We start from the raw sequence: 13508 nt of genomic DNA, 5'->3' as shown, positions 1-13508 counted from the left end.
TTATTTGTTAAATAATCAACTCTTTTTTTTTAAATAACTTAAGTGATGAAAAACTATTGCTGCACTATTTGATATATTTAAACTTTCTATATCTTTATTCATATCTATTTTAACAAAGAAATCTGCATATTTACCTGTATGCTCTCTCATGCCAAAACCTTCAGATCCAAATAGAAGAACATTTTTTCCTTCCCATTTAACTTCTGTAAAATCTTTATCTCCTCTAGCATCAAAACCATAAACCCAAAAATTTCTTTCTCTTAAATTTTTAAGTGTTGAATTTATATTAGATACTTGAAAAATATTTAAATGCTCCATACAGCCACTTGCTGATTTGTACATAAGCTTACTATCTTTTGGAAAATGTCTTTCTTTAATAATTAATCCATCAATTTTAAATGATGAGCACTTCTAATTAATGAACCAATATTTCTTGGATCTGTTACTTCATCCAAGACAAACAAAAGTACAATTCTTTTTTTCTTTAATATATTCTTTTAAATCAGGTTGATCTAAATGTTCAATTTCTGCAACATAACCCCCATGCATTAATTGTTCTTTAGATGTATATTTGTCTAATTCTTTTTTAGATTTAAAATAAACTTTAACGTCCTCTAAAACATTTTTTCTAGGGTTTTTTCTGTGAATATTTTTCTTAGCATCTTCGGTTAAAAATACCCTTAAAACCTTTCGATCTGGATTTCTAAGAGCTTCGATAACAGCATGTTGGCCAGCGATAAAAAAAGATGATTTATTCATAAATTTTAATGAGTTTTACACGTTTTTTTGGATATTTATCTATTAAATCACGTGTTGCATTTGAATAAATAAAATATATAAAACGCATGTTGTTTGAAGCTTTATTGAACAGGGGACACTTCCCCAAAAGGAGGGGTTCCAGAGCGGTCAAATGGGGCGGGCTGTAAACCCGTTGACTTCGGTCTTCGAAAGTTCGAATCTTTCCCCCTCCACCATTCAATAAAATTTTAAGTAACATGGAGTGTTACTCTTGGGGTTGTGCGGGTGTAGTTCAATGGTAGAACGCTAGCCTTCCAAGCTGGATGTAAGGGTTCGATTCCCTTTACCCGCTCCAAGAAAAAAAATTATTAATGAAAACAAAAACTGAGGAAAAAAAGTAATGTCAAAAGAAAAATTTGTAAGAAATAAACCCCACTGTAACATTGGGACTATTGGTCATGTCGACCATGGTAAAACAACTCTTACTGCAGCTATCACAATTACGTTAGCAGAAGCAGGTGGTGGAACAGCGGTAGCTTATGATCAAATTGATAAAGCCCCTGAAGAAAAAGAAAGAGGGATTACAATTTCAACAGCTCACGTTGAATATGAAACTGAAAAAAGACATTACGCTCACGTAGATTGTCCAGGTCACGCCGACTATGTGAAAAACATGATCACTGGTGCTGCGCAAATGGATGGAGCTATCTTAGTAGTTAACGCTGCTGATGGTCCTATGCCACAAACAAGAGAGCATATTCTTTTAGGAAGACAAGTTGGAATTCCAGCAATTGTTGTTTACTTAAATAAAGTAGACCAAGTTGATGATAAAGATATGATCGAACTTGTAGAAGAAGAAATTAGAGAACTTTTAACTTCTTACAAATACCCTGGAGAGACAACTCCAATTGTTAAAGGTTCAGCATTAGCAGCAGTAGAAAAAAGAGATGAAGAAATTGGAAAAAATTCAATTTTAGAATTAATGAAAGCTGTTGACGAACATATTCCACAACCAGCTAGAGATGTTGACAAACCTTTCTTGATGCCTGTTGAGGATGTATTTTCAATTTCAGGAAGAGGAACAGTTGCAACTGGTAGAATTGAATCAGGTGTAATTAAAACTGGTGAAGAAGTTGAAATCGTTGGAATTAAAGAAACTAAAAAATCAGTTTGTACTGGTGTTGAAATGTTTAGAAAACTTTTAGACTCAGGTGAAGCTGGTGATAACGTTGGAATTTTATTGAGAGGTATTGAAAGAACTGACATTGAAAGAGGTCAAGTTCTTTGTAAGCCTGGATCAATTACTCCACATACTAAATTTGAAGCTCAAGCGTATGTACTTAAAAAAGATGAAGGTGGAAGACACACTCCTTTCTTTACTAAATACAGACCTCAGTTTTATTTTAGAACAACAGACGTAACAGGTGAAGTTGAATTACCAGCAGGTACAGAAATGGTTATGCCAGGTGATGATGCTAAATTTACTGTTAAGTTAATCACACCGATTGCAATGTCAGAACAATTAAACTTTGCTATTAGAGAAGGTGGAAGAACTGTTGGAGCAGGAGTAGTAACTAAAATTATAGAGTAACTCTATAAATAGGAGTGTAGCTCAATTGGTAGAGCGCCGGTCTCCAAAACCGGAGGCTGAGGGTTCGAGTCCCTCCGCTCCTGCCAATTAGAGCTTAAAAATTATGAAAAACCCAATGAAATTTATTCAGGAAGTAAAACAAGAAGCTTTTAAAGTTTCATGGCCTACATGGAAAGAGACTTTACAAGGAGCTTTAATGGTTTTTGCAATGGCGGTTGTAATGTCATTATTTTTTCTTACTTTTAGATCAAGTTTTAAAGTTTTTTCTAGAACTACTACTTAAGGTGAGTATTTAATGAAAAATTGGTTCATAGTTCAATCACACTCAAACTTTGAGAACAAAGTTCTGGTTTAATAAAAGAAGAAGCTGAAAAAGCTAAGATATCTGATAAATTTGAGGAAATTATAGTTCCAACTCATGATGTAACAGAAGTTAAAAGAGGAAAAAGAATTCAGAGAAAAAAGAAATATTTTCCAGGTTATGTGCTTGTGAAATGTGAAATGGATAATGATATTTATCATATGATTAAAAATTTAAAGAGAGTAAGTGGTTTTTTAGGTTCTAAAGGAATTCCAGTTCCAGTTTCTGATAAAGAAATTGAAAAAATATTAGGACAAATAAAAGATGGTGTGGCACAGCCAAAATCTGGTATAGAGTACAGCATTGGTGAAAAAGTTCAGGTTGTTGATGGTCCTTTTGCATCATTCAGTGGAATGGTAGAAGATATAGATGAAGAAAAGTCTAGACTTAAGGTCTCAGTTTCTATATTTGGACGTCCAACACCAGTAGATTTAGAATATAACCAAGTTGAGAAAGTAAGTTAATGGCAAAAGAAATTAGTGGATTTATAAAGTTACAAATTAAAGGTGGTCAAGCAAATCCTGCACCTCCTGTTGGACCTGCTTTAGGTCAACGTGGTGTAAACATCATGGAGTTTTGTAAAGCTTTTAATGATAAAACTAAATCAATGGCTGGAAAACCTGTTCCAGTAGAAATTACAGTTTATAAAGATAAAAAATTTGATTTTAAAATTAAATCTCCACCAGCATCTTTCTTTATTAAAGAGGCAGTTAAACTTAAAGGTGGATCTAAAGAACCAGGAAGAAATATTGTTGCATCAATTTCAAAAAAACAACTAGAAGATATTGCTAACCAAAAAATGAAAGATCTTAAACGCTCATGATTTAGAGGAAGCAGTAAAAATTATAGCAGGCTCAGCTAGATCAATGGGTATAGAGGTAAAAGAATAATGCCATCAAAAAGATATAAAAAATTACCTGAAAAAACAAAAGATTTAAATGCTGAGTTAATTGAAAAATTATTACCAGAAGTTAAAAAAAATTGCACTACTAAATTTGATGAGTCATTAGATTTAAGTTTTCAAATAAATAACAAACAAAAGAAAAGTGAAGTTAATATTAGAACTGTAGTTAACTTACCAGGTGGAACTGGAAAAAATGTAAAAGTTGCAGTAGTTTGTGAAGATAGCAAAGCTCAAGAAGCTAAAGATGCAGGAGCAGATATTGTTGGTAGTGATGAATTTGTTGAAAAAATTAAAGGTGGTGAATTAAATTTTGAAAAATTAATTTGTACACCTGGTATGATGATTAAACTTTCTAAATTAGGTAAAGTGTTAGGTCCAAAAGGATTAATGCCAAATCCAAAACTTGGTTCTGTATCTGAAAATATTAAAGAAGCTGTAACTAATGCTAAATCTGGTCAAGTTGAAATTAGAAATGATAAAGATGGCAACATAGGTGTAAGCATTGGAAAAAAATCATTTCATGATGATCAATTATTAAAAAACTTTCATGCAATATTAGATGCTTTAGAGAAAGAAAAATCTAACAATACTCTAAAAGGTGATTTAATTAAAAATACTTTTGTAACTTCATCAATGGGTGTTTCATATAAAGTTAAATTAGGGAAGTCGATATAATCATGTTAACGAAAGAACAAAAAAAGAATTATATTTCAGAAATGACCACTCAGTTTGAGAATAGTAAAGCTGTAATGGTTACTCATTACCAAGGTTTAACAATGACTCAATTAGATGAGTTAAGAGCTAAAATGAGAGAACATGGAATAATTTTTAAAATAACAAAAAACAGAATAACTAAATTAGCTTTGGAAAAAACTAAATGTAAAGATTTGTCAGATTTATTTACAGGCCCAACAGCAGTTGCATTTGGTGAAGATGCCATAATGTCAGCAAGGATTCTTTCAAAATTTGCAAAAGATAACGAAAATTTAAAATTAATTGGCGGTATAATGGATAACGAGGTCTTAGATCAGGCTGGTGTCCAAAATGTAGCTAGTTTACCAACTTTAGACGAAGCGAGAGCAAATATTGTTGGTATTTTAAATGCTCCAGCATCAAAATTAGTGAGTATTTTGCTTGCATACTCAGAAAAAATGAGTAGTTTGTCGGCAGAAAATTCTGAAACACAACCCAAAGAGTAAATTATGCCTGACCTAAATAAAATTATTGAAGACCTTTCAAGTTTGACTGTTGCAGAGGCAGCCGAACTATCAAAACAATTAGAAGAAAAATGGGGTGTAACTCCAATGGCAGCAGCAGCTCCAGCAGCAGCAGGCGGTGCAGCACCAGCAGAAGATAAAGATGATTTTACAATCATGCTTGTATCAGCAGGTGAGAAAAAAATTAATGTTATTAAAGAAGTTAGAGCAGCAACTTCATTGGGTTTAAAAGAAGCTAAAGATCTTGTAGAGGGTGCACCAAAAGAAGTTAAATCTGGTGTTAATAAAAAAGATGCAGAAGAGATCAAAGCTAAGTTAGAAGCTGCAGGCGCTAAAGTAGAACTTAAATAAATTAATAAGAAAGAATTCAAATACTGATTATTTTTAATCAGTATTATTAAATATAAATGCAATTATCTTTTACTGAAAAGAAAAATATAAGAAAAAGTTTTGGTAAACTAAAAGAGAGTTTATCTATTCCAAATCTAATTGAAGTACAAAAAAATTCTTATAAAGAACTAACAGAATTTTATTCTGAAGCAGAGTTGACCAAAGGTTTTGATAGAGTTTTTAAAAGTATTTTTCCAATTGAAGATTTAAATGATAAGGCAACATTAGAGTATGTTTCTTACAGACTAGACAAACCAAAATTTGATGTTGAAGAGTGTATTACTAGAGGTTTAACTTATTCTTCTGCTCTTAAATGCACTTTAAGATTAGTTGTTTATGAAATAGATCAAGAAAATAATACTAAAGATATTTTATCTGCAAAAGAACAAGAAGTTTATATGGGCGAAGTGCCTATGATGACAAACAGTGGTACTTTTATTACCAATGGTGTTCAAAGGGTGGTGGTTAATCAAATGCACAGAAGTCCAGGTGTATTTTTCGATCATGATAAAGGAAAAACTCACGCAAGTGGAAAACTATTATTTAATGCAAGAGTAATCCCAAACAGAGGTTCTTGGTTGGATTTTGAGTATGATGTTAAAGATTTTTTATATTTTAAGATAGATAGAAAGAAAAAAATTTTCTCATCAACATTATTGATGGCATTAGGATTTACTAAAGCTGAAATTGCTGATGAATTTTATGATAGTGAACAATATACTTTTGATGCCAAAACTGAAAAATGGAAAACTAAATTTAACCCAGAAAATTATAAAGCAAAAAATTTCTCAGAAGAAGTTACTGATGCTAAAACTGGTGAAGTTGTAATTAAATTAGGTGATAAGATAAATTTTTTAAATGCTAAAAAGTTAGCAAATGATGGTTTGAAAGATATCTTAGTAACAAGAGACTCATTATTTGGGAAATTTTTACATAGAGATGTAAAAGTTAATGATGAAGAAGAAGGTACTTTTTCAATAGGAACAGAGCTTAATGACGCTGTAATCCAACAGGTATTAGATGCCAATATACATTCGTTACAAATTTCTGTAACGAACTCTATTAACAAAGGCCCTTACTTATTAACAACCATTCTAAATGATAAAAATAATTCAAAAGATGAGGCTATCACAGAAATCTACAAAATGCTTAGACCTGGTGAGCCACCAACGATTGAAATAGCTACTCAAATTTTCAACAATCTATTTTTTAGCTCTGACAGATATGACCTTTCTGATGTTGGTCGAGTAAAAATGAATTCAAGATTAGAGCAAGAGTGTTCAGATAAAATTACAATTTTAAGAAATGATGACATTATAGCTATTGTCCATAAAATGTTAGATTTAAGAGATGGTAAAGATGAAGTTGATGACATTGACCATTTAGGTAATAGAAGAGTTCGTTCCGTTGGAGAATTAGTTGAAAATCAAGCTCGTATTGGTGTCTACAGAATGGAAAGAGCTATTAAAGAAAAAATGACAACTTTAGATGTTGAGTCAGCAATGCCACAAGATTTAATTAATGCAAAACCATTAACAGTTTCTTTAAAAGATTTTTTTGCAAGTTCTCAACTTTCACAATTTATGGATCAAACTAATCCATTGTCTGAAATTACTCATAAAAGAAGAGTTTCTGCATTAGGACCTGGTGGCTTAACAAGAGAAAGAGCTGGTTTTGAAGTTCGTGATGTTCACCCAACACATTATGGAAGAATTTGTCCAATCGAAACTCCTGAAGGGCCAAATATTGGTTTAATAAATAGTTTATCAACTTATGCAAAAATTAATAAGTATGGTTTTATTGAAAGCCCATACAAAAAAGTTAAAGACGGTGTTGTTCAAAACAATGTTGAATATTTATCTGCAATGGAAGAAACTAAATTTACCATTGCTCAAGCAAATACTAAATTAGATAAAAATGGAAAAATAACAGAAGAACTAGTTTCTTGCAGACAAAACTTAAATTTCCTTTTAGCTAAGCCAGATACTATTGATTATATTGATGTATCACCTAAGCAATTAGTGTCAGTTGCGGCATCATTAATACCATTCTTGGAAAATGACGATGCTAACAGAGCACTAATGGGATCAAACATGATGAGACAAGCAGTTCCACTATTAAAACCCGAGTCTCCATTAGTTGGAACAGGTATTGAAAGTGACGTTGCTTTAGATTCTGGTGTTACTATTGTTGCCAAACGTGATGGTACTGTAGATAAAATTGATGGTAAAAGAATTGTAATTAAAGCAACAGAAGAAACTGATTTTTCTAAATCAGGTGTTGATATTTATAATTTACAAAAATTTAAAAGATCAAATCAAAACACATGCATCAACCAAAAACCATTAGTAAGAGTTGGTGATAAAGTTAGATCTGGAGATATTATAGCTGATGGACCTTCTACTAAATTAGGTGAGCTAGCATTAGGTAAAAACGTAACCGTGGCATTCATGCCTTGGCAAGGTTACAATTTTGAAGACTCGATTTTGATTTCTGAAAGATGTGTAACTGACGATGTATTTACATCTGTTCATATTGTCGAATATGAGATTATGGCAAGAGATACAAAATTAGGTGAAGAAGATATAACAAGAGATATTCCAAATGTTAATGAAGAAGCATTAAAAAATCTAGATGAGTCAGGTGTCGTTTATATTGGGGCGGAAGTTAATGCGGGTGATATTTTAGTTGGAAAAGTTACACCCAAAGGTGACTCTGCTTCTGGACCAGAAGAAAAATTATTAAGATCAATTTTTGGTGAAAAAGCTATTGATGTGACTGACACATCGTTAAGAATGTCAAGAGGTAGCAGTGGAACTGTTGTTGATGTAAGAGTATTCAATAGACATGGTATAGAAAAAGATGAAAGATCTATCACAATTGAAAGAGCTGAAATTGAAGAAGTGCAACAAGACAAAATTGTTGAAGAAGAGATTTTAGAGAGAAGTATTAAACAAAGAGCATCTCAATTTTTATCAGGATCTTCTTTAACCAAAAAAGTTAAAGATTTAGCAGAAGGAACGAAGTTAGACTTTGAAACAATTGATAATCTATCAATTAACGACGTGTTTAAAATTACAGTAGGTAACGTAAACGATGAAGCAACATTAGCTCAACTTAAAGACCAGTATAATAAAGCTAAACAAGATATTACTGAGAGATTTGAAGATAAAGTTTTAAAAATTAGAAGTGGTGATGATTTATTACCAAGTGTAATGAAGATGGTTAAAGTTTTTGTTGCAATCAAAAGAAGATTAAGACCAGGTGATAAGATGTCTGGAAGACATGGAAACAAAGGTGTTGTTAGTAAAATTGTTCCTGTTGAAGATATGCCTTATAGAGAAGACGGTAGACCTGTTGATATAGTGTTAAACCCACTTGGTGTTCCAAGTCGTATGAATGTAGGACAAATACTTGAAACTCACTTAGGTTGGGCATGTAAAGAATTTGGTGAAGAGGTTAAAAGATTAGTTAATGAAAATAATAAAAAAATTGAAAAAACTGAAAAAATTTCAAAATTTTTAAAATCTGTTTATGGTGAAGAAATTTTCGATGATAAAGTTGAAAAACTAAGCAAACCTGAATTCAAAGATTTAGTTGAAACATTACAAGATGGTATAGCTATTTCAACACCAGTATTTGACGGTGCTAAAGAAAAAAATGTTACTGAGATGCTTGAGCTTGCTAAATTACCAGGGTCAGGACAAACATTTTTGTGGGATGGAAGAACGGGTGAAAAATTTGATAGACCTGTAACTGTAGGCATTATTTATATGCTTAAACTTCATCATCTTGTTGAGGATAAAATACACGCAAGATCTACTGGTCCTTATAGTTTAGTTACCCAACAACCTTTGGGTGGTAAAGCTCAACTTGGTGGTCAAAGATTTGGTGAAATGGAAGTGTGGGCATTAGAAGCATATGGTGCATCATATACACTGCAAGAAATTTTAACTGTTAAATCAGACGATGTAGCAGGTAGGGTTAAAGTTTATGAAACTATTGTTAAAGGCGAAGAAAACTTTGAGTCAGGAATACCAGAATCATTTAACGTTTTAGTTAAAGAAATTAAATCATTGGCATTAAACGTGGAGCTAAATTAAATATGAAAAAAGAATTAACTGATCTATTTAAAAACACCGAAATTTCTGAAGCTCAAAATTTTAATAGCATCAAGATAACTTTAGCTAGTCCTGAAAAAATTAAGTCATGGACTTTTGGAGAAATTAAAAAACCAGAAACAATAAATTACAGAACTTTTAGACCAGAAAAAGATGGATTATTTTGTGCTAGAATTTTTGGGCCAATTAAAGATTACGAATGTTTGTGCGGAAAATACAAACGTATGAAATTTAGAGGTATTATCTGTGAAAAATGTGGTGTTGAAGTAACTAAATCGAATGTTCGAAGAGAACGAATGGGCCATATTAATCTTGCAACACCAGTTGCTCATATTTGGTTTTTAAAATCTTTACCAAGCAGAATTGCCCTTGCAGTTGACATGAAACTTAAAGAAATTGAAAGAGTTCTTTATTTTGAAAACTTTATAGTAATTGAACCAGGTTTAACTGGATTGCAAAAAAATCAACTTCTTAATGAAGAAGAATTAGCCAAATATCAAGATGAGTTTGGTGAAGAGTCATTTGAGGCAGGGATAGGTGCTGAAGCTGTACTACAAATGCTTAAAAATCTAGATTTAGAATTAGAAAGAAAAAAACTTATTAATTTTATTAAAGAAACAAAATCTAAAGTTAATGAAGAGAGAGCAATCAAAAGGTTAAAATTAGTCGAGTCATTTATAGAAACAGGACAAAAACCTGAGTGGATGATATTAACAGTGGTACCAGTAATACCACCTGAGTTAAGACCGTTGGTACCTTTAGATGGTGGTAGATTTGCTACATCAGACTTAAATGACCTTTATAGAAGAGTTATTAATAGAAATAACAGATTAAAAAGGTTAATGGATCTTAAGGCTCCGGACATTATTGTTAGAAACGAAAAAAGAATGCTTCAAGAGTCAGTGGATGCATTATTTGATAATGGTCGAAGAGGAAGGGTGATAACTGGAACTGGAAAGAGACCACTTAAATCTTTGGCAGAAATGCTTAAAGGTAAACAAGGTAGATTTAGACAAAACTTACTTGGTAAAAGAGTGGATTACTCTGGAAGATCAGTAATTGTTGTTGGTCCAGATTTAAAACTTCATGAATGTGGTCTGCCAAAAAAAATGGCACTTGAATTATTTAAACCATTTTTATATGCAAGATTAAATAAACTTGGATTAGCTTCGACAATCAAGCAAGCTAAAAAATTAGTTGAAAAAGAAACAAATGCTGTTTGGGATGCGTTAGAATTAATTGTTAGAGAACACCCAGTTATTTTAAATAGAGCGCCAACACTTCATAGATTAGGTGTACAAGCATTTGAGCCTAAACTTATAGAAGGTGATGCAATCGAACTACATCCTTTAACTTGTGCTGCATTTAATGCTGACTTTGATGGTGATCAAATGGCAGTACACGTTCCCTTAAGTTTAGAAGCTCAGTTAGAAGCTAGAATATTAATGCTTTCTACAAACAACATTTTGTCTCCATCAAATGGTAAACCAATTATTGTACCAAGTCAGGATATGATTTTAGGTATATATTACCTTTCTCAAGAACCTATGACGGATAAACCTTCAGGGTATTTTGTTGATGTTGATGCTATAGAATTTGCATTAGCCTCTGATCAAATTAAAGTTCATAGCACTATTATATCAAGAATTGAAACTGTTGATGAAAGTGGAAACAAAAAACTTGAAAAATATACTTCAACAGCTGGAAGATTTTTATTAGCAAATTTACTTCCTAAAAATAATAATATTAAATTTTCTTTAGTAGATAGATTGTTACCTAAGAAAACGGTATCTGAAATTATTGATGTTGTATTTAGATTTTGCGGGCAAAAAACAACTGTTATATTTTGCGACAAACTAAAAGATTTAGGTTTTAAACATGCATTTAAAGCAGGAATTTCTTTTGGGAAAGATGACCTTGTAATTCCGGAGAGTAAAACTCAATTAATTGAAGATACAAAAAGTTTAATTGCTGATTATGAAACTCAATATTCTGAAGGATTAATCACAAGAGGTGAAAAATACAACAAAGTAGTAGACGCTTGGTCTAAATGCACTGACAAAGTTGCTGGTGAAATGATGAAAGGAATTTCAGCTACAGAAAAAACACCTGATGGATTAAAAATTAATTCAGTTTATATGATGGCTGATAGTGGAGCTAGAGGATCTGCAGCTCAAATGAAGCAACTTGCAGGTATGAGAGGTCTAATTGCAAAACCTTCAGGTGAAATTATTGAAAGTCCAATTATTTCAAACTTTAAGGAAGGTTTAACTGCGCTGGAATACTTTAATTCAACTCACGGTGCCAGAAAAGGTCTTGCTGATACAGCACTTAAAACAGCAAGTTCAGGATATTTAACAAGAAGACTTTGTGATGTTGCTCAAGATTTGACAATTACAAAGGTTAATTGTGATGATCCAGGTTTTATAGAGCTTTCTGAAATTTTAGAAGGTGGAAATGTAGTAGTTAGCTTATCTGAAAGAGCTTTAGGAAGAGTAACAGCTGCAGAAGTAAAAAACCCACTTACAGGTGAAGTAGTAATTAAAAAATCTACAATGATTGATGAAGCAGGATGTGATTTAATTGATGCAGCCGGTGTAAAATCTCTCAAAGTATACTCAGTGATGACTTGTAGTTCAAAACAAGGTGTATGTGCGACTTGTTATGGAAGAGATCTATCTAGAGGTAAAATGGTGCACGTTGGTGAAGCAATAGGTATGATTTCTGCTCAATCAATCGGTGAACCTGGTACTCAGTTAACGATGCGAACATTCCACGTTGGTGGAACAGCATCTGTAAAACAAGATTCTCAAATTGTTAGCAAAAACGAGGGAACACTTAAAATTTTAAATTCTAATATACTAGAAGACTCTAAGAAAAATCTAATAGTTATGGGTAGAAATACTCAGTTATCTATAGAAGATGATAATGGTGTTCAAATAGCTGTATATAAAGTTGCATATGGATCAAAATTATTTTTTAATAATGGTGATAAAATTAAAGCTAATACAAAAATTTGTGAATGGGATCCATACACAACTCCTGTAATAGCTGAAAAAAGTGGTACAGCGAGTTTTGTTGATTTAATTGATGGTGTTTCAATTCAAGAAACCACAGATGATGCAACTGGTATATCTTCTAAATCAGTTATTGATTGGAGAGCTCAATCAAAAAGTACTGATTTAAAACCTAGAATTACTTTAAGAGATGAAAAAGGAAATGTTATTAAAAAAGCTGACGATAATGAAGCAAGATATTATCTTGTACCAGATTCAATTCTTTCAATTAAAGATGGTCAAAAAGTTTTTGCAGGAGACGTAATAGCAAGACTTCCTAAAGAAACAACTAAGACAAAAGATATTACTGGTGGTCTACCAAGAGTAGCTGAATTATTTGAGGCAAGAAAAGCAAAAGATAGTGCGATAATTGCAGAAAATGATGGACAAGTTGTATTTGGTAAAGAGGTTAGAGGAAAACAAAGAGTATCTATTGTGCCAGAAGATGGTGCTGAGCCTTCAAATTATTTAATACCGAAAGGTAAACACATTAATTTCAACCCAGGTGAAAAAATCCAGAAAGGGGAATACCTACTTGATGGACAACCTTTACCTCATGATATTTTAAGAGTGTTAGGAATTAAAGAATTAACAGAGTATTTTGTAAACCAAGTTCAAGAAGTTTACAGATTGCAAGGTGTAATTATTAATGACAAACACATTGAAACAATTTTAAGACAAATGCTTAAAAAAGTTGAAGTAAAAGTTACTGGTGATTCTAGTTATTTACCAGGGGAAGTTATTGATAGAATAAAATTTGATAATACAAATGAAAAACTAGTAGCAGATGGCAAAACACCTGCTGTTGGTGAACGTGTATTAATGGGTATTACAAAAGCTTCATTACAAACTGAGTCGTTTATTTCAGCTGCTTCTTTCCAAGAAACAACAAGAGTGTTAACAGATGCAGCTATTAAAGGTAAGGTTGATCCATTAAATGGCTTAAAAGAGAATGTTATCGTTGGAAGATTGGTTCCTGCTGGAACAGGTCATATCAAAAATAACTGGAACAAAAAAGCACTTGAGGATGATAATAATTTTATTGCCGAGCAAGATAAAATAGAACCATCTGAAGCTCCAGAAACACCTGCAAATCAGTAAAAATATCACTTAATACTCGAAGTTTTAGT

General features: G+C 32.1%; 9 protein-coding genes, 3 tRNA genes and 2 pseudogenes. 12 read left to right on the top strand and 2 right to left on the bottom strand.

Annotated elements, in window-relative coordinates; genetic code table 11:
- Positions 1-15: 15 nt before the first annotated feature.
- Positions 16-396, bottom strand: a pseudogene (locus Q0X98_RS05530) (RNA methyltransferase); the annotation flags it as partial.
- A gap of 51 nt (positions 397-447) precedes the next feature.
- Complete coding sequence (locus Q0X98_RS05525) at positions 448-759, bottom strand: RNA methyltransferase substrate-binding domain-containing protein (RefSeq protein ID WP_297681972.1); 312 nt, start codon at positions 757-759, stop codon at positions 448-450.
- A gap of 129 nt (positions 760-888) precedes the next feature.
- On the opposite strand from Q0X98_RS05525, the gene Q0X98_RS05520 reads away from it, so the two are divergent.
- From Q0X98_RS05520 to rpoC, 12 genes and pseudogenes are all read left to right on the top strand, one after another.
- Positions 889-974, top strand: a tRNA-Tyr gene (locus Q0X98_RS05520).
- A 45-nt stretch (positions 975-1019) separates the two neighbouring features.
- Positions 1020-1093: transfer RNA gene (locus tag Q0X98_RS05515), tRNA-Gly, on the top strand.
- A gap of 45 nt (positions 1094-1138) precedes the next feature.
- Positions 1139-2329 carry an elongation factor Tu gene (tuf, locus tag Q0X98_RS05510; protein ID WP_297681971.1) on the top strand — a complete coding sequence of 397 codons (1191 nt, stop codon included), beginning with the start codon at positions 1139-1141 and terminating at the stop codon, positions 2327-2329.
- 10 nt (positions 2330-2339) lie between these two features.
- A tRNA-Trp gene (locus tag Q0X98_RS05505) sits at positions 2340-2415 on the top strand.
- Between the two features lie 17 nt (positions 2416-2432).
- Positions 2433-2612, top strand: coding sequence for a preprotein translocase subunit SecE (gene secE / locus Q0X98_RS05500; protein ID WP_297681970.1), 180 nt, complete (start codon positions 2433-2435; stop codon positions 2610-2612).
- A 71-nt stretch (positions 2613-2683) separates the two neighbouring features.
- Positions 2684-3154 carry a transcription termination/antitermination protein NusG gene (gene nusG / locus Q0X98_RS05495; protein ID WP_320415284.1) on the top strand — a complete coding sequence of 157 codons (471 nt, stop codon included), beginning with the start codon at positions 2684-2686 and terminating at the stop codon, positions 3152-3154.
- Positions 3154-3580 (top strand): annotated as a pseudogene (gene rplK / locus Q0X98_RS05490) (50S ribosomal protein L11). Before nusG ends, rplK begins: the two are co-directional and overlap by 1 nt.
- Positions 3580-4269 (top strand): 50S ribosomal protein L1, encoded by a 690-nt coding sequence (gene rplA, locus Q0X98_RS05485; protein ID WP_297681969.1) that lies wholly within the window; start codon positions 3580-3582, stop codon positions 4267-4269. Before rplK ends, rplA begins: the two are co-directional and overlap by 1 nt.
- A 2-nt stretch (positions 4270-4271) precedes the next feature.
- Entirely contained in the window at positions 4272-4793 is a 522-nt protein-coding gene (gene rplJ / locus Q0X98_RS05480) for a 50S ribosomal protein L10 (protein ID WP_297681968.1), read from the top strand.
- Between the two features lie 3 nt (positions 4794-4796).
- Positions 4797-5162, top strand: coding sequence for a 50S ribosomal protein L7/L12 (gene rplL / locus Q0X98_RS05475; RefSeq protein WP_297681967.1), 366 nt, complete (start codon positions 4797-4799; stop codon positions 5160-5162).
- 56 nt (positions 5163-5218) lie between these two features.
- The gene (gene rpoB / locus Q0X98_RS05470; RefSeq protein WP_297681966.1) at positions 5219-9304 is read left to right on the top strand and encodes a DNA-directed RNA polymerase subunit beta; all 4086 of its coding nucleotides are present in this window, start codon (positions 5219-5221) and stop codon (positions 9302-9304) included.
- A gap of 2 nt (positions 9305-9306) precedes the next feature.
- Positions 9307-13479: a DNA-directed RNA polymerase subunit beta' gene (rpoC, locus tag Q0X98_RS05465; protein WP_297681965.1), complete on the top strand. Its 4173-nt coding sequence runs from the start codon at positions 9307-9309 to the stop codon at positions 13477-13479.
- Positions 13480-13508 lie beyond the last annotated feature (29 nt).

It is taken from the genome of uncultured Candidatus Pelagibacter sp. (assembly GCF_943788075.1).
GTDB lineage: Bacteria > Pseudomonadota > Alphaproteobacteria > Pelagibacterales > Pelagibacteraceae > Pelagibacter.
This window is presented reverse-complemented; position numbering and strand designations above follow the sequence as displayed.

Bases quoted from the DNA above. Each gene is read 5' to 3' on its own strand.
- Q0X98_RS05525 (WP_297681972.1), bottom strand. From the start codon at position 759: ATGAATAAATCATCTTTTTTTATCGCTGGCCAACATGCTGTTATCGAA.
- rpoB (WP_297681966.1), top strand. From the start codon at position 5,219: ATGCAATTATCTTTTACTGAAAAGAAAAATATAAGAAAAAGTTTTGGT.
- rpoC (WP_297681965.1), top strand. From the start codon at position 9,307: ATGAAAAAAGAATTAACTGATCTATTTAAAAACACCGAAATTTCTGAA.
- rplJ (WP_297681968.1), top strand. From the start codon at position 4,272: ATGTTAACGAAAGAACAAAAAAAGAATTATATTTCAGAAATGACCACT.
- rplA (WP_297681969.1), top strand. From the start codon at position 3,580: ATGCCATCAAAAAGATATAAAAAATTACCTGAAAAAACAAAAGATTTA.
- tuf (WP_297681971.1), top strand. From the start codon at position 1,139: ATGTCAAAAGAAAAATTTGTAAGAAATAAACCCCACTGTAACATTGGG.
- rplL (WP_297681967.1), top strand. From the start codon at position 4,797: ATGCCTGACCTAAATAAAATTATTGAAGACCTTTCAAGTTTGACTGTT.
- secE (WP_297681970.1), top strand. From the start codon at position 2,433: ATGAAAAACCCAATGAAATTTATTCAGGAAGTAAAACAAGAAGCTTTT.